Source organism: Achromobacter sp. UMC46, assembly GCF_014170335.1.
Classification (GTDB): domain Bacteria; phylum Pseudomonadota; class Gammaproteobacteria; order Burkholderiales; family Burkholderiaceae_B; genus Achromobacter.
On record NZ_LZZS01000005.1, the window covers coordinates 239,420 to 262,730 of the forward strand.

Sequence of the window (23,311 nt, forward strand, 5' to 3'; positions counted from 1 at the left end):
CTTTTTTCGTCGCGTAGTTGTAAGGAGCATTACATGATCCGCAAGCTGATCCCTTTCCTTCTGGTCGCCAGCCTGAGCGCGTGCGCCAATACCGGCACGTCGTCCTCGTCCAGCAGCGCGCCGGCAGCCTCAAGCTCCTCCAGCGCGTCCAGCTCATCGGGGTCGTCCGGTGGCGCCACCTATGGCGGATCTTCCTATGGTTCTTCGTCCAACATCCCCGGCGGCGGCATGAGCAGCGGCAAGACGTGCGACGCCACAGCCCTGCAATCCCAGATCGGCCAAAAGGCCACGCAATCGGTCATGGAAGACCTGCGCACGCGCAGCGGCAGCTCGACCGCCCGCATCCTGCGCCCCGGCCAACTGGTCACCATGGAATACAACGCGACCCGCCTGAACCTGATCGTCGACGACAAGGACGTCATGACGGCGATCCGCTGCGGCTAAGCCCGCGCCGTCAAGGCCGGCGCCCGCCGGCCTGAGGCCTACGCTTCGCGCTGCAACGCCGCCGGCGGCACATGGGGCAGGAATGCCCCCGCCACCTCGAACGCGCATTCCTCGCGCGCGATGTCGATCACCCGCGACACGATCGGGTTGACGATGTTCTTCTTATGTACGGCGTAGTAATTGATGGTGGGCAGGTCCGGCCGCACATTCAAGCGGCACAGCGCGCCGCGCTCGACCAGCGGCGCGAAATACGCGCCCGGCAGGTAGCTGATGCCCAGGCCCAGCATCGTCAGTTGCGCCATCATCCCCAGGCTGTTGCACGTCAGCACGCGCTTGACCGGCAGGCCCTGCTCGGCGAACCACGCGTCGTACAGATGCGACAAGGCGGAGTTCGTGGGCTGGGAAATCACCGGATACGGCGCCAGGTCCTGCGGCGCCAGACGGGCCGAGAAATCGATGTCCAACGCGGGGCTGGCCATCCACACATTGGTGACGGCGCCCAGATGGGTGCAGTCGTATTGGTAGCTCCAGAACGGCCCGGGCATGATGGCCAGGTCGATCTGGTCTTGCTCCAGCCTTTCGTAAAGCGTGATGCCGCCGTCGATCTCGGGCATCAGCTGCACGCGGGGGTAGCGCAGGCTGATCTGATTGATCAGCCGCGCCAGCCAGGTCATGCCCACCAGTTCGGTCACGCCCAGCCGCACCACGCCTTCGAAACTGGCCGGATCGGCCATGTTCTGCACGATGCGGCTGTTCAGGTCCAGCATTTCGCGGGCCAGCTCGAACAGCTTGCGCCCCTGCGGGGTCATCACGAGTTTCTTGGCGCGGCGCTCGAACAGGGGCGAACCGGCAAAGGCCTCGAGTTCGCCCACGCGCTTGGCCACGGCCGACTGCGTGGTATGCAGTTTGCGGGACGACGCGCTGAAGCTGCCCAATTCGGAGCTCCAGTAGAAAGCCTCTAGCTGTTTAAGGGTGTACATCGCGGCGGTCGATGCGAAACGCATGGAAACCCTCACCTTAACATCGCCGCCGCGCTGCCTGCCGCGGCCTTAGCCGCGCGGATGCAGGATGTCGGCCAGGAAACGCTCCGCGCGCGGATGGGACGGCGCGCTGAAGAAACGCTCGGGCGTATCCATTTCCAGGATCTCGCCGCCGTCCATGAAGACGACCCGGTCGCAGACGTCGCGCGCGAACCCCATTTCGTGGGTCACGCACACCATCGTCATGCCGTCCTTGGCCAACCCTTTCATCACCTGCAACACTTCACCCACCATCTCCGGGTCCAGCGCGCTGGTGGGCTCGTCAAACAGCATCACCGGCGGTTGCAGGGCCAGCGCCCGGGCGATCGCCACGCGCTGCTGCTGGCCGCCGGACAAGGCGCCCGGATAGGCGTCGATCTTGTGTTCCAGGCCCACCCGTTCAAGCAGCGCGCGCGCCAATTCCACCGCCTGCTTGCGCGGCTGCTTGCGGATGTTGACGGGCGCGAAGATCACGTTTTCCAGCACGCTCATGTGCGGGAACAGGTTGAACTGCTGGAACACGAAACCGATCTTCTGGCGCAGCGCGTTCAGGTTGGCGCCCTTGGCATAGATGTCCGCGCCGTCGATCAGGATGCGGCCTTTTTCGATGGGCTCCAGGCGGTTGATCGTGCGGATCATGGTGGACTTGCCCGACCCCGACGGCCCGCACACCACCAGCACTTCGCCACGCGCCACCGACAGGTCCACGTCCTTCAGCACGTGGTGTTCGCCGTACCACTTGTTCACTTTTTCAAGATTGATCATGTTTGTTCCTTGCTTTAAGCCATGGCGCGCGAGCGGCGGATACGCAGGTCCAGCCAGCTCAAGCTGCGGCTCAGGCTGAAGCACACCAGGAAATAGATGATGGCCAGGATGCCGAACACCTGCAGCGGCTGCGTCAGCACCAGGTTGTTGACCTGGTTGGCCGCGAAGGTCAGTTCGTTCACGCTGATGACGTAGCCCAGCGACGTTTCCTTGATCGTCGACACGAACTGGCTGGTCATGCTGGGCAGCACGTTAAAAAGCGCCTGCGGCAAGACCACCTTGCGCATCGTCGTCCAATAGCCCACGCCCAGCGAACGCGATGCCTCGATCTGGCCGCGCGGCACCGCCTCGATGCCCGAGCGGATCACTTCCGACAGGTACGCGCTTTCATAGACCACCAGCGCGAAGATCAGCGTCCAGAAGCCGCTGACGACCTGGCCGGTCAGCTTGGGCACCACGAAGTAGGCCCAGAAGATCAGCATCAACAGCGGCATGCCGCGCACGACGTTGACCAGCGCCTTGCTGGCCACGCGCAGCCAGCCGAACGGGCTGACCCGCGCCAGCGCGATCAAGAGCGCCAGCGGCATCGACATCGCCAGGCCCAGCGCCGCCAGGATCAGCGTCAGCGCCAGTCCGCCCAACGGGCCGTTGGGGTATTGCCCGACCAGCAGCGTCGGCCAGTATTGCAGTAGCAGATCAAGCACCGTGGCCTCCGCGGTTCAGGCGATAACGGGCGTAGATGCGCGAGCCGACCGCCATGATCAGGAACGATCCCAGCAGGTACATGATCGTCGCCGCGCCGAAGGTGGCGAAGGTGCGGTAGGTTTCGTTTTCGATCTCGCGCGCCTGATAAGTCAGCTCCATCACGCCGATCGCCATCGCCACGCTGGTGTTCTTGAACAGCAGCAACGCGCGGCCCACCAGCGGCGGGATCGAAATGCGCACGGCCTGCGGCACGATCACGAAGCGCATGCATTGCAGATAGCTGGCGCCCAGCGCCCGGGCCGCCTCGAACTGCGTGCCGGGAATGGCGCGCAGCCCGCTGCGGATGTCTTCCGCGATGTACGCGGCCGACCCCAGCGCCAGCGCGATCGCCGCCAGCGACATCTCGGCGTTGTGCTCGTACAGCCACATCCGGAAGCCTTCCGGCAGCAGTTCGGGCATGCCGAAGTACCAGAACAGCACCTGCACCAGCAGCGGCACGTTGCGGTGGTATTCCACGTAGGCGTCGACCACCCAGCGGCATGGCGCCAGATTGGTGGCGCGCACCACCACCAGCGTCACCGCGATGGTGAAGGCCATAACCCAGGCAACCAGGAACAGCTGCACGGTGACCACCATGCCGCTTAGCAGCAACTGGTATTGGGAAGCGTCAAGTAGGCTCATAAAGCAATCGGTCTCCGGCAGCCGTCAGCCGGCGATGGGGCCGATCTTGAAGCCGCGCTCCAGCTTGTACGGCGTGTCGGGGCCGAACCACTTGTCGAACAGCTTGGCGGCCGCGCCCGAGCTTTCCGCTTCGTCCAGCGCCTGGTTCACCGTCTGCAGGAAGCGCGGTTCGGACTTGCGCACGCCCAGGCCCCAGGGCTCGTCGAACACCGACTTGGCGATCACGCTGACCGGCGCGGTCGGCGGGCTTTGCAGCACCAGGCGCGCCAGCACCAGTTCCGATGCGAACTGCGCGTCCACTTTCTTCTGCTGCAAGGCCAGATAGGTGGCCGAGCTGTCGCCGTAGCCGATGACCTGCGACTTGTTCAGGATGCGCTTGATCTCGCGCTCCGAGCTGGACCCCTTGGTGGCGCCGATGCGGCGGCCGTTCAGGGCTTCCACCGAATCCAGACCCGAATCCTTGCGCACCAGCAACTTCTGCGGGCTGACGTAATAGGCGTGGCTGAAGGCGATCTGTTCGGCGCGGTCGGGCGAATAGCCCAGGTTGGCCGCCAGGATGTCCACGCGGCCTTCGTTCAGTTCCGGCACGCGGGCCGCCACCGACAGCAGCTTGTAGTTGACCTTGACGCCCAGCTTGTCGGCCACGAGTTTGCACACGTCCACGTCATAGCCCACCAGCTGGCGCGTGGCGCCATCCTGGAAGCTGAACGGTTGCGACGTGCCCAGCGTGCCGCAGAGAAGTTCGCCGCGCGCCTTGATGTCGTCGACCTGATCAGCCTGGGCGGCGGCACCCAGCGTCAAGGTGGCCAGCCCCAGGCAGGCCGCGAAGAGAGTGTGGCGTTTCATGGATGATTCCCCTTGTCTATTTGTGTGGTGGTCATATTGGAATGCGCGGCGTGGCCTCAGGCCAGCTTGGCGCAGGCGTCGCGGATGGCCGCGCACCCTTGCTTGATATCGTCCAGCGACGCGGCGAACGACAGCCGGAACGTGCCCGGCGCGCCATAGGCGTGCCCGTCAATGACGGCCACGCCGGCCTCGCGCAGCAGATAGTGCGTCAGATCGGTGTCGGTGGCGATCACGTCGCCGGCGGGCGTCTTCTTGCCCAGCAGGCCCGAGCAATCCGGAAAGACATAGAACGCGCCTTGCGGCACGACGATCGCCAGGCCCGGCGCGCCGGACAGTTCGGCAATCGCCAGGTCGCGGCGTTCGCGGAAAACGCGGGCGAATTCGGCCACGCAATCCTGCGGGCCGGACAACGCTTCCAGCGCCGCCGCCTGGCTGACGGACGACGCGCCCGACGTGCTTTGCGACTGCAGAATCGCCATCGCCTTCACCAGTTCGTCGGGGCCGGCGCCGTAGCCGATGCGCCAGCCCGTCATCGCGTAGGCCTTGGACACCCCGTTGACCACCAGCGTGCGGTCGGCCAGTTCAGGCGCGACCTGCAACGGGTGGACGGTGGCTTCGCCCGTGAAATTCAGGCGGGCGTAGATGTCGTCGGTCATCAGCCAGACGTGCGGATGGCGCTTGAGCACGTCCGTCAGGCCGCGCAGCTCATCGGCCGTGTAGACAGAACCCGTCGGGTTGCTGGGCGCGTTCATCATCAGCCACTTGGTGCGCGGCGTGATGGCGCGCTCCAGCGCGTCCGGGGTGACTTTGTAGTCCGTGGCGGGCGACGTTTCCACCGCGACCGGCACGCCGCCGTTGACCAGCACCATGTCCGGGTACGACACCCAGAACGGCGCGGGGATCAGCACCTCGTCGCCGTCGTTCAGCGTGGCGGCCAGGCCGTTGAAGATCACCTGCTTGGCGCCGGTGCTGACGATGATCCGCTCCACGGGATAGTCGATCCCCGTCGCTTCCCGCAGATGGACGCCTGCGGCGCGGCGCAGGGCGACCGTGCCCTGGGCGGGCGGATACTTGGTTTCGCCGCGGTTCATGGCGGCGGTCGCCGCCAGGCGGATATGCTCCGGCGTCGAAAAGTCCGGCTCGCCGATCGTCAGGTCGATGATGCGGCGGCCTTGTTCACGCAGTTCGGCGATGATGGCGCGCGCGGCGACGCTGGGCGACAGCTTGATGCGCTTGATGCGGTCGGCGACGATGCTCATTTGGCGGCTCCCATCTTCTCGGCCAGGGTCTTTTCCAGCCAGGGCTTGGTGTAGGTGCCGGCGCGCAGCTTTTCCTTGGCCACGGCTTCGTCGGCCTCCTTCTTTTGCGCCAGGGCCAGCACGGCCGCCGCAAATTCGGCCGGGATCACCACCACGCCGTCGGCGTCGCCCACGACCACGTCGCCCGGGTTGACTACCTGGCCGCCCACGGAGACCGGCACATTGATTTCGCCCGGGCCGTCCTTGTACGGGCCCTTGTGGGACACGGTGCGCGCGAAGCAGCCGAACTCGCCCTGGGCGAAGACGTCCAGGTCGCGCACGGCGCCGTCGATCACGAAGCCTTCGATGCCGCGCGATTGCGCATCCATCATCATCAGTTCGCCGACCAGCGCGTTGCTGGTGTCGCCGGCGCCATCGACGACGATCACGTCGCCCGCGCCACCCAGCGAAATAGCCTTGTGGATCATCAGGTTATCGCCGGGGCGGGTCTTGACGGTCAGCGCCAGGCCGACGGTGCGGCGCGTGCAGGCATGCATCGGGCGCAGGCCCGACACGCCGTACAGGCGGTTCATGCAGTCGCTGATCTGGGCCGAGCCGATGCCGGCAAAGCCCGCCAGCACGTCAGCGGCGACGGCCGGAGCGGGCCGGGAAAGAATGCGATAACCGATGGGATTCATAGGAAAGTCAGGAGTGAATGCGTGAGGCGATTAAGCGAACATGCATTACATAGCCCGACATGCCTTTCCTCAAAACGATATAAATTCCCAGCTGTTCAGGAATTTTTTTCGTACATAACACGAACAAGGGTTATCCCTTATTCGTGCATTCCTCTCTGCGTTCCGGCCTAATCGTCGCCGGCGCTGGCCCCGTTGCGGGCTTCAGACAGCGCGATCGTCAGGTGCATCACCTTCTTCTTCAACTGATCGCGCTCGTCCGTCAAACGGGCCAGCACGCCGCGCAGCCGCGCCACTTCCGCGGGCAGGTCGGCGATGCTTTCAATCGGCACCTCGGGCGGGGCCTCGCGGGGCGGCGGCGCCTTGGCCTGACGCACTTCGCGCGCGGCCTGCTGCAGTTCTTTCTTGCCGCCGGCCACGGCCGCCGCCTGGCGTTCGGGCGGCAACGACGCCACCGCGGCGGCGGCGTTGATCGAGATCGCGCCCGATTTCACGGCGCGCACCAGTTCCGGCGCGGCGTCTTTCTGGATCTTTTCGATCTGGCCCAGCGTATTGCTGCTGATGCGCGCCGCGCGCGCCAGCGCCTGGCGGCTGGGCACGGGCGGCGTCCACGAGATGTTCGGCGGCAGGCGCGGCGCGCCATCGGCGCCCGACGCACCGGCGCCCGACGCATCCTCGTCCCAAGGCGGCGAGCCGTCGGACGGATCGGCATCCGCCGATGCCGCGTCCGGGCCCGCGCTGCCCTCGGGCGGCGTACGCGCCAGCAGGATTTCCTTCTTGCGCAGCGCCAGCACGCCCCGTTGGAAGTCCGACACGCTGCGCCGGCCCAGGTGGTTTTCGATCATCCACAGATGCACGTCTTCAATCGACTTGAACGTGGTGTTCTGGCGGGTCTGGAACTCGATCCCGTGCTGCTGGCAGATGGCGTAGCGGTTGTGGCCGTCCACCAGCAGGTCGCCCCACAGCACCAGCGCATCGCGGCAGCCCTCGGCCAGCAGGCTGCGTTCCAGCGCCTCGTGCTCGTCTTCGGTCAAGGGGTCTATATAGGCGCGCAGGCCCTCGTCAATCCTGATATCCATGATGTCCAAATAGGTTACTAGCCCGGCGTTTCCGACAGGCGACCCGCTACGCCAGCCCCTGGCCGCGCAGCAAGTCCTGAATGGCCGCCAACCGCGCCACCGGGTCGGCCAGGCCCAGCAGCCGGGCCTTGTCGTCCGGCGGCAGCGGCAGCAGCTCGCACCAGCGGTCCGCCACCCAGCCGCAGTCGTCCAGCCGGTACGGCGGCGCCAAAGGCATTTTGTCGGCAGGCACTCCGTCTTGCTGCCACTGCGCCACCAGCCGGCCCAGCGCATCGGCGCTGGCCTGCATGGACGCCGGCACGGGCGTGGGCGGATCGTCGGCGATGGGCTCGGTGTGGCCCATCCAAAGACCGTATTTTGCCACCTCGCTGGAAAGCAGCCGGAAACGGCCGGTGCCGATGCAGCGCAGCTGCAGCAACGCCGGCATCGGCGCCTCCCATGACGCGATGCGCGCCATCGTGCCCACGGGCGCCAGGGTCTCGACGCCTTCCGGCGACCGGACCTCACTGCCCGCCAGCAGCCCCACCACGCCGAACTCGCTGCCTTCCGCGATGCAGCGGCGGATCATATCCAGATAGCGCACCTCGAAAATCCGCAGGTGCAGCACGCCGGCGGGAAACAGCGCGTTGGATAAGGGGAACAACGGGATCAGCGCCATGGCTGCCTCCTAGTGGACCTCGAAAGCGGCGTCCACCGGCACCTGCATGGCGGTCACCATCGCATTGGTCTGCGCCGCCATGCCGATCACGGACAGCAGTTCGGCGTGCTGGCCGTCGGTCATGCCTTTGGCCTTGGCCGCCGCCGTGTGCGAATGCACGCAGTACGAACACCCGTTGGCCGTGGACACGGCGATGTAGATCATTTCGCGCACCAGTGGGGACAATTCGCCCTCCGCCATCATCACCTGCTTCAATTGCGCCCACACGCGCTGCAGCTGCGCCGGGTCGTTGGCCAGCGCCCGCCAGAAATTGTTCACAAAATCGGATTTTCGGGTGGCGCGGATGTCTTCGAACACCGCCCACGCCTCGGGGCTTTTACGGACCTCTTCGTCAGACAGCAATTTGACCGTGCTCATGCGCGGGTTCCTTTACATTGTTGAGGTTCAGATGCCCAATTTCACACATTGCGGCCATCGTACGGGATGCGCGTCAACGCATTGATGTCCACGTTTTCCAGGCATCGCGCATTGACCGCCGCCGTCTCTTCGCCCTTGGGGCTGGCGCCAAAGCCAAACGGCGCGCAACCGCAGTTGGCGCAGAAATGGTGCGCAATCACATGCTTGTTGAACTTGTATGTCGACAGGCTCTGGGTGGGCGATGTGATGCGCAACTGCGCGCGCGGCACGAACCACAACAGATAGCCTTTGCGGCTACAGTGGGAACAGTTGCACTCCAGAACCTGCGATACGTCGCCATCGACTTCGAATCTTATCTGTCCGCAGTGGCAGCTACCTTGTTGCATGGCCGGGCTCCTTTAAGCATCACGGGTCGGGCCTTCCATCATAGATCGGCCACGGCTGCCCCGGCACCTGCCCGCCCGACCAGGAAAACTTCATGCCCCAACTCTCCGCCTACCTCAGCTTCGACGGCAACTGCGCCGACGCCCTGCATTTCTACGAGCGCGTGCTGGGCGGCCGCATCGAAGCCATGATCCGCTACGCCGATGCCCCGCCCGACGCCGCCATGCCCGCCCTGTCCGCCGACGACGCCGAACGCATCATGTACGCGCGGCTGGCGCTGGACGAGCAGACCCTGATGGGCAGCGACGCCACCGCCGGGCACCCTTATCCCGGCAAGAAGGGCATGGCGCTGTCGCTGGCCTACCCCACGGTGTCGGATGCGCAACGCGTGTTCGAGCAATTGTCCGACGGCGGCACGGTGACCATGCCATTGCAGAAAACATTCTGGGCCGAGGCGTATGGCGCGCTGGTGGACCGGTTCGGAACGCGGTGGATGGTCAGCGGCGGCCGGCTGACGCACTAAGGCGCCTTGCAGTAATCTGGCAGCGCCCCTAGCTACCGGACGCGCCCGCCATGACTTTCCTTGCCAGCGCCACGCTGGGCGAACACGCGCACTGGGACGCCCCCACACTGACGCAGGCGTCATCGTGTCGGCCGTGGCCAATGAACTCGTCATCCTGCATCCCGACGGCCGCATCGCCACGCCGGCCGCCGCCGCGCTGATCGGCGGTCCGGCGCTCTACCTGCTGGGCAACGGCATCTACAAGACGGTGGTGTACGCCCGCTTCCCGCTGTCGCACGTGATCGGCCTGGCGCTGCCGGCCGTGTTGGCACCCGTGTCGTTCGTGACCGACAATCTGATGGTGGGCGGCCTGACCACGCTGATCAAGATGCTGGTGGCGGTATGGGAAAGCGTGTCCCGACGCCGCGCGGCACAGGCCGCGCACTGAACCTGGCCCGGCGTCAGCCCCGACGTTTGCCGAACACCGACTTCGGCGCGCGGCCATGGAACCGCATGAACGCCGCGCTGAAGTTGGCGGGATGCCGGTAGCCCACGCGATACGCGGCCTGCGCCACCTGGCAGCCGGTCTCCAGCAGTTCCCAAGCGCGGCGCATCCGCAATTCAGTCAGCAGCCGGTGCGGACTGGTGCCGTAGAGCTTGCGGAACCCCTCCTTCAGCTTGAACTCGTTCAAGCCGGTAGCCAGGCACAAGTACTGCACCGTCAGCTCCCGATCCATCTGTTCCTGCATCAAGGCCCGCGCCGCTTCCAACCGATCGATATCGGCCTGGCTGAGCCGGCCCGGCTCGGGCTCGGGCGCCAAGCCGCGCAATTGCCGCGACAACAATGTCAACGCACGGATATGGGCGTCCAGCGGGTCCGTGCCTGATGCCAATTCAAGGGCCGCTGCGGCCAACTCAGGCGAAGTCCTGCCTTGCGACAGCCGCCGCAGGCCTCCCGCACCCAGCAGGCTTTCCGCGCGTTCGTCGCCCGCATAGCGGCGCAGCACCGGTTCGCCGACCAGCAGGCGCAATTGCGACACCGTGGCGCCGCCCGAATAGCGGCGTTCCCCCTGGCTGCGCTGGAATGCCGTGACGGTCGTGTGGCCGCCGCGGAAATCCAGGCTGGCGCCATCCGCGCCCCGATAGGCCGACACCCCCTGCATCGCCAGCGTGATCACCAGCGTGCGCGCGCCATAGCCGGCGGCGTTCTCTTCGATCAGGTCACACCGCGGGGCGTATTGCGAATGCACCAGCGTCAAGCCGTCATCCAGCGCCAGCCTGTCCACGCGGCAATCCCCCAATTCCTGGGGCAAGGCGACACGCCGCCAGCCCGGACGGGGACTCTTGCCCGGTTGGGCTAACAAGGACGAAACACGCATGACCATGACGGCTTTCCCGCGCCGGCTCCGTTTTACATACGGATGGATCCGGAACGCACACAAATGTGAATGATAGTTGTTCGCATAAAGAAATACCATCTTCGGGACGGCAGCACAAGGATAGCGGCCGCGAAGTCCGCACAGGAATCCCGATGATCCAGCCCCCTTCTCTTACACCCACCGCCTGGGCCCTGCTCTGCCTGGCCGTCGCGCCCGCCGCCCATGCGCAGCCCGCCGCCGAATTGCCCGCCATCACCGTCACCGCCGACAAACAGGAGCGTGCGCTGGAAGACGTGCCCGCCAGCCTGTCCGTATTCGACGGCGGCACGCTTGAAGCGCAGGGCATCCAGAACGTGGAATCCCTGCAGGGCATCACGCCCGGACTCAGCTTCCAGCCATTCGGCCAGGCGGGCGTGAACTCCCCCGTCATGCGCGGGCTGTCGGCCAACTTCTTCTCGTTCTCGACGTCGACCCTGCTGGTCGTGGACGGCGTGCCCACGCTCACGGCGCAGGGGTACGACGACCCGCTGCTGGCGATCGACCGGGTGGAAGTGCTGCGCGGCCCGCAGTCCACGCTGTACGGCCGCAACGCCGAAGCCGGCGTCATCAACATCCACACCCGCCAGCCCGGCAACACTGTGCGCGGCCAGGTGTCGGTCGAAGCCGGCAGCCGCGACCTGCGCGTGATGCGCTTCGACCTGAGCGGCCCCCTGGTCGAAGACCGGCTGTACGCCAGCGTCGCGGGCGCCTGGCGCAGCCAGCACGGCTTCATCGACAACACCTATACCGGCCAGCGCGAAGACGACCGCGAGCTGCGCAACGGCAAGGTGGCGCTGCGGTGGACGCCCTCGGCGCGCACCGACGCCACGCTGCGCTACGCGCAGGCCGACTACCGCGACGGCGCGGCCCTGTGGGGGTCTCCGGACGCGCCGCGCGCCACGGTGGCCTCGGGCACGCCCAGCTGGAACCGGTCCATCGGCCGCAGCGCGTCGCTGTCCGTGCGCCATGACTTCGATTCAGGCCTGCGCCTGTCGTCCGTGACGGCATGGAACGATTTCCGCGATCGGGTGCAGCAGGACACCGACTTCCAGCCCGCCGACATCTTGCACATCCAGCGCGACCACCAGTTCAGCAACCTGTCGCAAGAGCTGCGGCTGGAAGGCGATTGGCACCGCGCGCATTGGCTGGTCGGCCTGTATGCCGACGGCGACAACCACGACCTGCGCAATACGCAGAAAATGCCGCGCGGCTTGACGGAAAGCGTGGTCCGCCTGCGCGGCGACTCCACCGCCGCCTTCACCCATTGGACCGTGCCGCTGGCAGAACGCTGGACGGTCGAGGCCGGCGCGCGCATCGAACGCGACCGTATCCGTTTCAGCCCCGAAGACGACTCGCCACGCCGTGCCGCCTGGACCCGCGCCTCCCCGCGCATCGCGCTGCAATACGCGTTCGCACCGCGCCAGCAGGTGTACACATCGGTGTCGGACGGGTTCCGCGCAGGCGGCTTCAACGTCTTTTCGCCCGCGGCCAATTACGCCGCCTACCAGCCCGAAACGCTGCGTTCCTACGAGATCGGCGCCAAGGGCTGGCTGCCCGGCAACCGCCTGCGCTATTCCAGCGCCGTCTACGTGATGACGGTCAAGAACATGCAGGTGCAGCAAATGCCCTTGCCCGGGCTGGTCTACGTGACCAACGCCGCGTCCGCGCGCTCCATCGGCGCGGAATTCGAACTGGAATATCTGCTGGGCGACGGCTGGTCCATGCAAGCCGGGCTGGGCCTGAACCGCACGCGGTTCTCGCAGTTCATGGACGGCGCGGCGGACTACAGCGGCAACCAGAACCCGTTCGCGCCGCGCATCAACGGCTACGTCAGCGCCCGCTACGACGCGCCCGCCGGCTGGTATGCGCAAGCCTCGCTGACCGGCACGGGCCGCGTCTACCTGGACGCCGCCAACCGCTATTCCCGCAACGGCTACGGCCTGGTCAACCTGGCCGCCGGCGTCATCGTGCGGCAGGTCGAGATCACCGCATACGTCAACAACGCGGCCAATCGCCGCTACGACGCCGTCGGCTACCAGAACGGCATCGTCACCGTCTACAGCCCGCCGCGCGAAGCCGGCGTGCGATTCACCTGGCGCATCTGACAAGGACCCGCCCAACATGCATACCGACCTTCCCCACCCCATGCAGCGCTATTGGAACCTGGCCGCCGCCTCCATCCAGGCCGCGGCGCTGGACACCGCGCTGGAACGCGGCGTGCTGGACCAACTGGCCCAACCCGCCAGCGCCGCCGACGTCGCCCTGGCCCTGTCCTTGCACCCCGATCAAACGGCGCATCTGCTGGACATGCTCTGGAGCATGGACCTGCTGCACCGCATCGATGGCGACCCCGTGCGCTACCGGTGCCAAGCGCAGGCGCAGGCATACTTTTGCCAAGGCCAGGCCGCCTATTGTGCGGACGCCTGGCGCTATCGGCGCCGCTCACTGGCGTACTTCTGCGAACAACTGGACGAGCTGCTGAGCCTGGACGCCCCGGCGCCCGAGCCCTACGTGCAAACCAACGCCAGCGGCTGGGCCAACGCGGCGCGCGTGCAGATCGGGCAAGAGCAGCGCGCCATCGCCGTGGCGGCGGCGCGCGACGCCATCGCCTGCGTCCCCGGCGCCGCAAAGGCCCGCCGCATCCTGGATCTGGGCGGCGGCCCCGGCCTGATCGGCATCGCCCTGGTCCAGGCCAGCCCCGACGCGACCGGCGTCGTGTTCGACTGGCCCGAGACCGCCGCAGTCGCGCAGGACAACATCGCGCAGGCCGGCTTGTCCGGCCGCATGACGGTGATCGGCGGCGACTTGGCCGCGGACCCGATCGGCCACGGCTATGACCTGATCTGGTGCTCGTCCGTACTGCATTTCCTGCCGGACGCGGCGGACGCGCTCCGCAAGATGCACGATGCGCTGGCGCCCGGCGGACAACTGGTGATGGCCCATGCCGAGATCCCGGCCGACGCGCGCGCCGCCGCCCGCGTGCTGCCCTACTACCTGCCGATGCTGCTGCTGGGCCGGCGCGTCACGCGCGCGGGCGAACTGGCCCAACTGCTGCAAGGCGGCGGCTGGCTAGACGTGCGCGGCTTCGACTCCGACCGTTTCCCGATGGCGCCCGTGCGGGTGCTGACGGCACGCAAGGCCCCCGCATGAGCCCGGCCGTCCACAACGCCTTGCGGCAGGCGCTGTTCGGCTGGCTCAACCTGGGGTTGACGGCACCGGGCGTCTACCTGTGGCTGGGCCTGCCGCTGGTGCTGCGCCAGCACGGCTGGTCCGGCACCGCCATCGGCCTGTTCCAATTGGCCAGCCTGCCCACCGTGTTCAAGTTCCTCTTCGCGTTGCCCCTGGACCGCCCCGGACAACGGCGCGGCAACTACCGCATCTGGGCCGTTTGCCTGTTGCTGGCCTATGCGGCGGTACTGGCCGCGCTGGGCTGGCGCGACCTGCTGGACGATAAGCGGATCCTGTTCGCGCTTGCCGCCATCGCGGCGCTGGCCGGCACCTGGGCCGACGTGCCGGTCAACGCGCTGGCGATCCGCGTCCTGCCCGCATCCGGCCGCGCATCGGCCGGCGGCATCCGATCGATGGCCCTGTGCCTGGGCGCCATCGCCGGCGGCGGCCTGATGCTGGTCGCCCAAGCCCGCTGGGGCTGGCAGGCGCCCTTTCTGATCATGGCCGGTGCGCTGGCCCTGGGCGCGGCGCTGACCCTGTTCGTGAACGAACGCCGCGAACCGGAAGCGCCCGCCACCGACAGCGCTCGGCCGGATCGCGCATCCATCCTGGCCTATTTCCGCATGGACAGCACCCGCCGCTGGCTACCCTTGCTGGCGCTGCTGTTCCCCTTTATCGGATCGGGCTGGTTCTATCTGAAGCCCTTGCTGCTGGATCAAGGGCTGGCCCCCGAACGCGTCGCCTGGCTGGTGGGCGTGGCGGGCGGCGCCGTCGGCGCGGTGGCCAGCGCATTGTCGGCACGCGCCAGCAAACGCTTGCGCCCCGCTACGACGGTGCCCTGGCATGCGGCGGCCGGCTGCGGCGCGTTGCTAGCCCTGGCCGCCGCCGTCTGGCTGCACGCGCCGCCGGCCCTGCTGATCGCCTGCGCCATGGCCATCGCCGCCGCGATGGGCGCCACGGCGGCACTGGCGTTCAGCCTGATGATGTCGCATGCGCGCCCCCGTTTGCAGGCGCTGGACTACGGCATCCAGTCCAGCGTGTTCTCGCTGACGCGGATTTTGGCGCCGCTGGCTGCGGGGGTGCTGATGGATGCTGCGGGCCAGGCTTGGATGCTGACCGCGCTAGGTATTGCGGCGGCGGGGGTGTGGGTGTTGGCGTTGCATACGGCGCGGAGGTTGCGCTTGTAGCCCACGGAGTGGGGAGGCACACGGAATCAGAGCAACGAGGCGTCCCTCTACGGTGCTTTGCTCTCCTTTTCCTTCTGCTTCTCCTTTTTTTCTCCATCGTAATGAGACTTGATGGCGAAAAACATGCCCGTGCCCAACACAAGGATCTTGAACGTACCAAAGACTACAGGGACCCAAAAATTCATCATTTCCTCAAAACGCTGCTTCAGCAGCTTCATTTACTTCTCGTGGGACAGGCAAAGACAAACGATCAATAGCCTTGAGGGCCGCCGTAGACAGAACCCGAAGGCTTTTCCCACTAAAAAATGGTGCCAGACTACAATTTTGGTGGCGAAATTGTAGTCTGACACCAATTTTTCCGCTAACCCAAACTCTGTTTCGCGTGACATTGTGGCGGCCGATACAGAGCAACGTAAAATCTCAGCCTTCCAGACTCCACTTGCTTCTCTTATGAACCTTGAACGACTGCGTCGCGAATTTCCCGACTTCGACATCACAACGTTGCCTACCCTGCCCGAAGGCTACTTCGACGCGTCGAGTTACATCGATGCAGCGCCTTCGTTCGAGAACGAGGAGCGCAGCTTGAAGGTGTATGTCGACTACGCTAGCTATGCCGACCGCGGATCCGGCAGGAGCCAGCGCTTCTGCGTTTCCCGCTATGACGAGGAAGCAGGCGACTTTGAGGACGTCGCCCTGTCGACTAACGATTGGGCCGAAGTCATCCGCTTCCTGACCGCCTGAATTCCATCGCCAGGAGCGATCGTTTTGCGCCCCGATCGTCGGATGATCGACCCCGCGACCTCTTGAGCTCCCGTGCTCCTTCGTGACTTCGTGACTTCGACGGCATCCTGCACTCCTACACCACGCGTGCTGATGACCAACCACAATCGCTCCTCCCCCTCGCTCGCCTGGCGCATGGCATTGACGGCCGTGATCCTGTGCGTCATCTACGCGGCGCTGGCGCAAAGCTATCAGCTGATCGCGTTACCCCAGTCTGCGCGGCTACGCGAGGTGTATAGCCAGCCGAAATTCCTGATGCCGCTGCTGACCACCATTGCAACGTGGACCGTCTTCGTCGGCTTGACGGTGTGGGGCGCCATGCACCGATGGCTGCGTCAGCACAACACGCAGGCCGTGGACGAACCCCGCAAGCTCTTCGGCACTTTCATCGCCCTGCTGTTGATCTTCTCCTTTACCGTGTCGGTCGTCACGATATACCTGCACAAAGCGCTGATACGGTACGTCCTGGAGCACGCCGCTCAGGCGGTCCAGGCGGGCCAGACGGGCCAATTCATTGCTGTGGCGCTGATCATCAGTGCCCTGACCATTACCCTGGAAATTCTTGGCGCGTATCTCGCCTTGCGCATCGCCATGCGGACAGTGCAGCCTGCGGGTCCCGCCGGTGGTCCGGTATATGAACAGCGCCATGCCGCCTGGAACGCGGGACTAATGATGCTGGGCTGGCAATTGAGCGTATTCGTCGCAGTGGGCAGTTACCTGCAAATGCAGTCGCCCAAGATGGGCTGGCTGGAACACGTGCTGGGCTACCTGATCCTGCCCGCCCTCATCCTAATACTGTGCACGCGCGTCTGCCTGAAGATCCTGCCGCGCCCGATAGGCGCCGCGCGCCAAGGGCGTGCGCTGGCCCACGGCACGTTGGCCTTCTGGCTGGCGCAGGCGCTGGGAATCGGCATGGGCATTTTGGCCGATCTCGCGATGCCCTGGGGCCCACCGACGCGCATTGCTGAATCCAACGTGGCGATCGCCGTGACGCTGCTGGGGTATGCCGCGCTTCTGGTGTTGGGCTGCATGGTGGGAAAGCTGGCGCTTTACACCCCATCGAGAAAGCTCGCGTTGAATCACTGAACGCCGCACACAAAAAAGGCCGCTGGTAAAAGACGCTCACGGCCATTTCTATGCGTGCCCGCAATGCGATCAGATCACTGCCAGGCAGCGCTCCAGTTATAACAGCACCTGGACTTCCACCCAGCGGCGACAGGCATTCGACACCAGTCTTAGATACAGGTTCAGCCGGGCGAACTCCACGTTCTGGACGACCGCTTGCGACCCAAAGCGGGCCTAGGATTCTTCACACGATAGACTCACCGTTCTTCCATTCTGATACGCGGCGGCTATGCTTTCCCAAATGAACGTCCGACCAGCCTCTCGTGAAGACATCGATTCGATCATTGAATTGGATCCGAATGGCAAGCAGGAACTGGGTAGGAGGGTGTTTATCGCCGATGCGGTGGCCGTTGGCAAATTCCATCTTCGTCGCGATCTACGGCGGAAAAAAAGCCCGCCGTTGGCGGGCTCGTGCGTAGGTGACGAGGCTCTGACGAGAATTCCGCTGGGCTTCGTAACGAAATGGAGGACGACCCTCGGAGCAAGCACTCCGGGGCCATTCTTCGCTAAAGGTCTCAGGCGGAAAATTCCATCTAGCGGTCAATTTTGAGCCGGACGTGGACGACCCCTGCAGCGTGGTTCAGGTTTTATCCGAACCCCTAGGGGACCAACTCGAAATCGCCTGGCTTCCAGCTTTTATCGAATGCCGCCGCCTCGGGACCGTAGATTCGGATGTAGGCAAACCAGCCCTTGCCGGGTGCTGTCTTGATCCACTTGCCTTCGTTTCCTTTCGGCGCATTCGGCCCGAAATACAAAATTAGGGGCTTGGTTTTGTCGATGTCCTTCAGCTCGAAAAGCGAACGCAACGCTGCCTTGTCCTGATCAGTCTTTACCTGTGAGCGGGTAGCGGAGTCATAGAGCGTCACTGACCAGAACAGCTTTCCGGGGACTGGTTGCGGGATAGTCAGCGTGTAGTTCTTGCCGCCATCGAGGTAGACCCCGCCGGCGTCGCGGGCTCCGAGCCAGTAAAGAGAGCCCGCGCCGGGATCGCGGCGGAACATGGCCGGTGACGTTACGATGGCTTGAGCGAACCAGCGATCGCGCGCATCAAGGTCGATACCGGCGGGGGTCTCGAATTGCGCGCTACCAGGCACAAGGCCCACCCATTCCCACTGGCGATCGGGCCAGTTTTTCCGGTCGGGACGCTTGCTGTCGAAAGCCGCCACAAGCATCTGATCACGGCCATCTTTGGCTGCTCGGGTCAAAAGCGCTTTCATGCGCTCATCCGGCTTGAAAGCCTTCCCCTTCTCGATGCCAAGTTCAGACAATAGACCGTACATCGGCAGGAAGGTGGGCACCAACGCCTCCTGTTGAATGATCTTGTCGAGTTCCTCCCAGAACTGGAAGTTGTCTTCCCAGCGTAGGGAGGAACTATCCATCGCGTTCTTGGTAGTGTCCACCACTTGCAGTGGGGCGGATTGCGAGCCGTTTTCCGACCAACGGTAGATTTTTATCGTACGCAGGGCATCCAACGCTTTGTCTACGTCTCCGCCCACCGGCATAGCACGTACGGCCAACAGATTCTTCAGCGAATGGGAATGGCCCACGTGGTAGCCATCAGGGACCTTGCCGTCGTAGCCAGGAGGAAGCACCAGGTGCTTGCCGCCTTTACCTGCGTCAGGTCCCGGCAAGCCGAGGTCCTGTACCCAGCCCTGATTGTGATCGTTCACCAGCCCAATGAACGGGCCGGGCGGCAAATCGATCACCACGGGTCCGTCGGTCAGGTCCAGTACTGCGGATCCGTACGGCGTATCAGAATTCAGCGTAAAGCCCACTTGGCGCGGGCCCGTGGAGGCGATTCCCCATTTCTTGCCATCTTCAATGCCGAGAGCACGATTGCCATCGAAAATGCCCTCGACCGATACCGTGGGGTACCAGAACCTGTAGGCCACTAGGGCCCGTTGCAGATCCGCATCGTCGCGCGCACGTTCCGACGTCTTGGCCGTGGGATAACCTCGCTCAAAGGTATAGGGTGATACTGAGCCTGTTTGCTGGGCGTGTGCAGTCGTAGCCAGAGCCAAAGCCAAAGCCAAGCCTAGAGCGGAGAGCGTGGGACGGTACATGGTTTTATCCTGTTTGGAATCGGTATAGGCCCCGTTATCTGCACGAGGCCCTCCCCTCAGTTTCAACGGACTTGAGATTGCTGGATGTCGTTCAACTTCCAGGACTTATCGAACCAGGGTTGCAACGGACCGTAAAGGCGGAAAATCGTCAGCCAGCTTTTGCCCGGAATGGTCTGAATCCAGTTGCTCTCCTTCCCGGCGGGCGCCTTGGGGCCGAAGTAAATATCGACAGAGCCGTCTGGGTTCGTAGCCAGGTTCTTTTCGCTAGAAAGACTGGGGAACGGTTGATCGGTCTGCAGCATCGAACGTGTTTGCGTGTCGTAAAGCACCACTGACCAGAAGTCCTTTGCCGGGACGCTAGCCGGCACTCGCAGCACATAGTTCTCTCCGCCGTCAAAAGGCTTCCCTGCCGCGTCGAAATTGGCCGCAGCATATTGCGAGCCGATGCCGGGCATGGCCATAGCCATTGCCGGCGTGTCGACGGTCGCAGCATAGAAGAACATGGTACGCGCGTCGAAGTTGCGGGCACCGTTGTTCAACCATTCGTAGCTGCCGCCTACGAAGGGTGTGTTCCAGTGACGGTCGGGATAGATGCGAGTCGCCGGATCTCGATTGGTAAAGTCAATCGCACGAGCGGTTGCATTACCGACCGCCACCGCCTCAGTCAGGATGCGCTTCATTCGCTCGTCGGGCGCGAACGGCTTTCCCTTTTCCATGCCGATCGCCGTGAACAGTCCCGTCATGTCCGGCCCATAAACGCCCGCGGGCTCTTCCTGGATGATCTGGTTCACTTCTTCATAGAACCGGTAGTCATTGGCATGAATGGTGTTCATCACGCGCCCAGACAGATTCACAAATTTCGTGGGTTCCGGCGCGCCAGCGCTGGCATACGGATAGACTTTGAGTCCCGCTTTCAGGCTTTGCACACCGGGCGCTGGGTCGCCATTCTTCATGAATGCCCGACCGAAAAGCAGGTTGCCGTAAGTAGGTGACTTCACGATGTAGTAGCCCTGCGTGGGCAATTCCCCTTGGTAGCCAGGAGGTACGAAGAGGTATTTTCCGCCCTTGCCCTTGTCAGGCCCAGCATTGCCCAGATCCACCACGTAGCGGAACCAGAAGTCGTCAACCACGCCCAAGATGTTTGGAGGCGTCTCGACGACGACGGGGCCATCCTTCAGATCCATCCAGTTCCAGAAGTACACGGTCTCGGTATTGGCTGTCAGGAAGAGCGACTTTGAATCCATCAGGGTCTCAAACACGCCAATGGTGTTGCCGACGGCTCCGGCTTCCCGCAAGCCGCTGCGGATGGCCACGAGCGATGCACCGGGGATGCCGTTGAGAAAGGCCTCCACTCCGCGAAGGAAATCCAGATTGTCGAAGACCTTGGCTGCCGTCTGCGGAGTCGGAACGCCGTCGAAAAACTCCAGTTGCCCGATACGCGTTTGAACTTTTTGAGGTGTGGTGATCTGCTCCGGTATCGGGGTGGTCATCTTGTAAGTTGACTGAGGGGCGTTGCTGGCGCAGGCGCTCAAGGTAAGCACGGCGATGCCGACCAGGCAGGGCTTGAACTTTTGAGTAGCAGACATGACGACTCCGATTACGCGAAAAGGTGGGGACACTAAACCGCTACAGCGCCCAGGACATTGGCCGCCTGGGCAACGAGTGATATCTCGCCTCATTTTCCGAAGGTGATATTTACTCCAGCGAAAATCGTGAATTGAGGTAGCCCTTCCCCTTTGTGCGCCACCGTCCACTGAGGCTCGACGAACGCATTGAAAATATTTGTGTCTGAGCGCCAGGCTTTGCCTGCGCCAAGCCCCACCGGGATGTAGTAGTTGTTCTTCTGCAGGTCGAAGGTCCAGGTGCCGGTCGAACGCAGATACCAGCCTTGCGGCATATTTCGGATGATGAATGGCTGCAAAGTGGCGGTATGCACCGTGTCGCGTTGGCTTTGCCCTGCAAAGGAATGCTGCCACTGCACCAACCCACCGAGCAGGCCTTCCTTGCTGGAATGTACGGCCACCGCGGCAAGTCCGCCGGACCATTTTCCAGCACCCAGCTCACGACTGGTTGCGGTGGGTACGGTTAGCAACGGTCCGACGCCAATGTCGACCGTACCCTGCTGCAGCAGCAGAATGTCAAAAACACTGACGTCGCCAAGACCAGTCTTGTAGCCCCCGTCGGCCTCGGGGCGGATGCTGATTGGAGCCGTGAAGCGCAGGATCTGCGGCACGCCTATCAAATCGCCGGGGGCAATCGGAATCGTGGGTCGGACGAGAAAGTCATTGGTATGCGCGTTTGTACCGAAGAGCTTGGGCGTGTAGTAATTCTGAAAGTTGAGGGATGGCGCCAAATTGAGCGGATTGTTGCTCTTGTTGGCATCGTCTGCTGATTGTGCGTACACGCCTTGACCGGCCGTGCAAAGCACCGCCACGGCCGTGAGTCTCTTAATCATTGTCATACCCTCAGAAGATCAGTGTGGCGCTTGCCATCAAAGTGGAGCTGCTATCGAGCCGGCGCTGGCTGCTGACAGTAGGAACCCAACGCAGTCCCAGGGATAACGAGCGGCTGTCTGCCAGCTTGCGGTCATAAGTCACGATGGGTCCGACTGCCCAATCGTTACCCTTGAAGCCGTTTAGACGGTCGGCGGTGGGGCCCTTGTCGGAGCCCAGCTGCTGTTGAGTGCCGACGACAAGGCCTGCTCCGACGCCATTCTTGAACATCTTCCGGCCCATGACATCAAGGCCAAAGATTGGCGCATTGCGATAGTCCGTAGCGGTGTTGCGCGTGTAGACCTGGAGGCTAGCTACCGCATCAATCTGGAATTCAGATTCTGGAAAAATTCCGGTGTATGCGGCTTGTGGAACAAACGTCCAATTGTTCAGACTGGGATTGGCAAGCGAGTTTTGGTCGTATTTGCCCGTGGGAGCCCAGATGTTTAAGCTCAACGCCATATGCTGGGTCTGGGAGAAGTGATAGCCAGCAATGACCGGGGTCATATAGATATCGAACAGATTGGAGGCGGTGTCGCTGTTGCTGCCGCTACGTCCACGAGACCCTGTTGAGGTGGCGTCGACCTTAGTCCAGATATAGGGCAGCGTGATGCTGGACGCGAAATTCCAGCGTCCGGCGCCCGTATCCCAAACCTTCATCAATGTGGCCAATGTGAAGGCCACCTGGCCGTCCAAGCCCAGGGTTGTATTGCCACCAATAGGAACCTCGCGGCTTCCGCGGATCTTGCCGTCTAGATATATTTGACTCAAATTGACGGCCGTTATTGGCGTGGGCGAGACTATGCCGATGTTGGGTTGAACAGTCGTGCCTGTGATCTGACGGCCCAATGCACCTTCTGTGGCGCTGGCAAGTGGCGGGGAGATTAGCGCCACGGCCAATACAAATGCACTGCTCTTTCGCAAACTCTTCGGGCGCAAAAACATTACTTGTTCCAATAAGAAAAGCATGAAATTACTGCCACGCACATTAGACTGACGATGTGGTGTTTAGCGCGGGTACGGCCACCGGAAGGTCGGTGTCAAAACGGCAGAGACAAGTCTGCCAAGAGGCGGGGAGTGTTCGTCCATGAATATGGACCACGGACGATGTTATCCAACACAGTTTGACTGAATTTGACTCGGCTGACTAGTGAGCTAATAAACTCAAAACCAACAAGCCTGAAACGAATAGAGCCTAGTAATGGAATGGACCAAGGCTTCCAACCAAATTTAGCGGAGCCCCAGATTTTGAAGGAGTGAAGTTTCAACGGTCACCGGACTCGACTCGAAAGCAATCCCGCCATGAGTACCGCAGTAGATATTCCTATCGCCATCGGCACCACGTTTGCCGCCGCGTTGCACGAGGCCGGCCGCCCGCACCTGTTGTGCGACCGTCTGGCCCGTGACCAGCTGACTCTGGAGGACGGCCATCGCCACTTGGCCGTTCCGGGACTCCTGCAGATCAAACGGGACCAGATCGATCGCCAGATGGCCCTCGTTTTCCTCGTGGTCAAGGTGGCGCAGTCCGAGACGGCAGAGGTTTTAGGCTAGGTTTGCCACACACGTTCTCAAGGTTTCTACGGCCGCTTCTGGCCGATAGCAGTCGTCGACGCCTCAGGCTTTGGTGACCGCTACCAGCCTCTAC

Annotated in this window: 25 protein-coding genes and 1 pseudogene; 9 read left to right on the forward strand and 17 right to left on the reverse strand. The window is 63.6% G+C overall.

Going from position 1 to position 23,311, the window contains the following annotated elements; genetic code table 11:
- The first annotated feature begins 33 nt into the window (after positions 1 to 33).
- Positions 34 to 444, forward strand: a complete 411-nt coding sequence (locus A9973_RS08820; protein ID WP_183013392.1) for an I78 family peptidase inhibitor — start codon at positions 34 to 36, stop codon at positions 442 to 444.
- A gap of 38 nt (positions 445 to 482) precedes the next feature.
- On the opposite strand, the gene A9973_RS08825 is transcribed toward A9973_RS08820, so the two are convergent.
- From A9973_RS08825 to A9973_RS08875, 11 genes are all read right to left on the reverse strand, one after another.
- Positions 483 to 1,448 (reverse strand): LysR family transcriptional regulator, encoded by a 966-nt coding sequence (locus A9973_RS08825; protein WP_255469092.1) that lies wholly within the window; start codon positions 1,446 to 1,448, stop codon positions 483 to 485.
- A gap of 45 nt (positions 1,449 to 1,493) precedes the next feature.
- Entirely contained in the window at positions 1,494 to 2,228 is a 735-nt protein-coding gene (locus A9973_RS08830) for an amino acid ABC transporter ATP-binding protein (RefSeq protein ID WP_183013393.1), read from the reverse strand.
- 14 nt (positions 2,229 to 2,242) lie between these two features.
- Positions 2,243 to 2,932, reverse strand: coding sequence for an amino acid ABC transporter permease (locus tag A9973_RS08835; protein WP_183013394.1), 690 nt, complete (start codon positions 2,930 to 2,932; stop codon positions 2,243 to 2,245).
- On the reverse strand, positions 2,925 to 3,614 hold the full coding sequence (locus tag A9973_RS08840; protein WP_183013395.1) for an amino acid ABC transporter permease: 690 nt from the start codon (positions 3,612 to 3,614) through the stop codon (positions 2,925 to 2,927). The genes A9973_RS08835 and A9973_RS08840 overlap by 8 nt, the downstream gene beginning before the upstream one ends.
- Positions 3,615 to 3,638: 24 nt before the next feature.
- Positions 3,639 to 4,460: an ABC transporter substrate-binding protein gene (locus tag A9973_RS08845; RefSeq protein ID WP_183013396.1), complete on the reverse strand. Its 822-nt coding sequence runs from the start codon at positions 4,458 to 4,460 to the stop codon at positions 3,639 to 3,641.
- 56 nt (positions 4,461 to 4,516) lie between these two features.
- Positions 4,517 to 5,719: an aminotransferase class I/II-fold pyridoxal phosphate-dependent enzyme gene (locus A9973_RS08850; protein ID WP_183013397.1), complete on the reverse strand. Its 1,203-nt coding sequence runs from the start codon at positions 5,717 to 5,719 to the stop codon at positions 4,517 to 4,519.
- Positions 5,716 to 6,396: an RraA family protein gene (locus tag A9973_RS08855; RefSeq protein WP_183013398.1), complete on the reverse strand. Its 681-nt coding sequence runs from the start codon at positions 6,394 to 6,396 to the stop codon at positions 5,716 to 5,718. The genes A9973_RS08850 and A9973_RS08855 overlap by 4 nt, the downstream gene beginning before the upstream one ends.
- Before the next feature lie 167 nt (positions 6,397 to 6,563).
- Positions 6,564 to 7,472, reverse strand: coding sequence for a hypothetical protein (locus tag A9973_RS08860; RefSeq protein ID WP_183013399.1), 909 nt, complete (start codon positions 7,470 to 7,472; stop codon positions 6,564 to 6,566).
- Between the two features lie 46 nt (positions 7,473 to 7,518).
- Complete coding sequence (locus A9973_RS08865; protein ID WP_183013400.1) at positions 7,519 to 8,130, reverse strand: LON peptidase substrate-binding domain-containing protein; 612 nt, start codon at positions 8,128 to 8,130, stop codon at positions 7,519 to 7,521.
- 9 nt (positions 8,131 to 8,139) lie between these two features.
- Positions 8,140 to 8,547: a carboxymuconolactone decarboxylase family protein gene (locus A9973_RS08870; protein ID WP_183013401.1), complete on the reverse strand. Its 408-nt coding sequence runs from the start codon at positions 8,545 to 8,547 to the stop codon at positions 8,140 to 8,142.
- Between the two features lie 41 nt (positions 8,548 to 8,588).
- A complete protein-coding gene (locus A9973_RS08875) occupies positions 8,589 to 8,933 on the reverse strand; it encodes a GFA family protein (RefSeq protein ID WP_183013402.1) in 345 nt (114 codons plus the stop codon).
- Between the two features lie 92 nt (positions 8,934 to 9,025).
- Here A9973_RS08875 and A9973_RS08880 point away from each other — a divergent pair, with 92 nt between their 5' ends.
- On the forward strand, positions 9,026 to 9,454 hold the full coding sequence (locus A9973_RS08880) for a VOC family protein (protein ID WP_183013403.1): 429 nt from the start codon (positions 9,026 to 9,028) through the stop codon (positions 9,452 to 9,454).
- A 112-nt stretch (positions 9,455 to 9,566) separates the two neighbouring features.
- Positions 9,567 to 9,881 (forward strand): annotated as a pseudogene (locus tag A9973_RS08885) (low temperature requirement protein A); the annotation flags it as partial.
- Between the two features lie 13 nt (positions 9,882 to 9,894).
- Here the strand turns inward: A9973_RS08885 and A9973_RS08890 are convergent.
- Positions 9,895 to 10,818: an AraC family transcriptional regulator gene (locus A9973_RS08890; protein ID WP_183013404.1), complete on the reverse strand. Its 924-nt coding sequence runs from the start codon at positions 10,816 to 10,818 to the stop codon at positions 9,895 to 9,897.
- 146 nt (positions 10,819 to 10,964) lie between these two features.
- Here A9973_RS08890 and A9973_RS08895 point away from each other — a divergent pair, with 146 nt between their 5' ends.
- Genes A9973_RS08895 through A9973_RS08905 form a run of 3 tightly spaced genes read left to right on the forward strand, consistent with a single transcriptional unit; the run spans position 10,965 to position 15,206 of the window.
- Positions 10,965 to 12,956: a TonB-dependent receptor gene (locus tag A9973_RS08895; protein WP_183013405.1), complete on the forward strand. Its 1,992-nt coding sequence runs from the start codon at positions 10,965 to 10,967 to the stop codon at positions 12,954 to 12,956.
- A 16-nt stretch (positions 12,957 to 12,972) separates the two neighbouring features.
- On the forward strand, positions 12,973 to 14,001 hold the full coding sequence (locus tag A9973_RS08900; protein ID WP_183013406.1) for a methyltransferase: 1,029 nt from the start codon (positions 12,973 to 12,975) through the stop codon (positions 13,999 to 14,001).
- Positions 13,998 to 15,206, forward strand: coding sequence for an MFS transporter (locus A9973_RS08905; protein ID WP_183013407.1), 1,209 nt, complete (start codon positions 13,998 to 14,000; stop codon positions 15,204 to 15,206). Before A9973_RS08900 ends, A9973_RS08905 begins: the two co-directional genes overlap by 4 nt.
- A 47-nt stretch (positions 15,207 to 15,253) precedes the next feature.
- On the opposite strand, the gene A9973_RS08910 is transcribed toward A9973_RS08905, so the two are convergent.
- Positions 15,254 to 15,424 (reverse strand): hypothetical protein, encoded by a 171-nt coding sequence (locus tag A9973_RS08910; RefSeq protein WP_183013408.1) that lies wholly within the window; start codon positions 15,422 to 15,424, stop codon positions 15,254 to 15,256.
- 232 nt (positions 15,425 to 15,656) lie between these two features.
- Between A9973_RS08910 and A9973_RS08915 the strand changes: the two genes are divergently transcribed.
- Positions 15,657 to 15,947, forward strand: coding sequence for a hypothetical protein (locus tag A9973_RS08915; RefSeq protein ID WP_183013409.1), 291 nt, complete (start codon positions 15,657 to 15,659; stop codon positions 15,945 to 15,947).
- 132 nt (positions 15,948 to 16,079) lie between these two features.
- Positions 16,080 to 17,072: a hypothetical protein gene (locus A9973_RS08920; protein ID WP_183013776.1), complete on the forward strand. Its 993-nt coding sequence runs from the start codon at positions 16,080 to 16,082 to the stop codon at positions 17,070 to 17,072.
- A gap of 638 nt (positions 17,073 to 17,710) precedes the next feature.
- On the opposite strand, the gene A9973_RS08925 is transcribed toward A9973_RS08920, so the two are convergent.
- From A9973_RS08925 to A9973_RS08940, 4 genes are all read right to left on the reverse strand, one after another.
- Positions 17,711 to 19,174, reverse strand: a complete 1,464-nt coding sequence (locus A9973_RS08925) for a DUF1254 domain-containing protein (protein ID WP_183013410.1) — start codon at positions 19,172 to 19,174, stop codon at positions 17,711 to 17,713.
- A gap of 62 nt (positions 19,175 to 19,236) precedes the next feature.
- Positions 19,237 to 20,760, reverse strand: a complete 1,524-nt coding sequence (locus tag A9973_RS08930; RefSeq protein WP_183013411.1) for a DUF1254 domain-containing protein — start codon at positions 20,758 to 20,760, stop codon at positions 19,237 to 19,239.
- Positions 20,761 to 20,849: 89 nt separating this feature from the next.
- Positions 20,850 to 21,629 (reverse strand): hypothetical protein, encoded by a 780-nt coding sequence (locus A9973_RS08935; protein WP_183013412.1) that lies wholly within the window; start codon positions 21,627 to 21,629, stop codon positions 20,850 to 20,852.
- Positions 21,630 to 21,639: 10 nt separating this feature from the next.
- Positions 21,640 to 22,611, reverse strand: a complete 972-nt coding sequence (locus A9973_RS08940) for a transporter (protein ID WP_183013777.1) — start codon at positions 22,609 to 22,611, stop codon at positions 21,640 to 21,642.
- 357 nt (positions 22,612 to 22,968) lie between these two features.
- Between A9973_RS08940 and A9973_RS08945 the strand changes: the two genes are divergently transcribed.
- Positions 22,969 to 23,217 carry a hypothetical protein gene (locus A9973_RS08945; RefSeq protein ID WP_183013413.1) on the forward strand — a complete coding sequence of 83 codons (249 nt, stop codon included), beginning with the start codon at positions 22,969 to 22,971 and terminating at the stop codon, positions 23,215 to 23,217.
- The last annotated feature ends 94 nt before the right edge of the window (positions 23,218 to 23,311 follow it).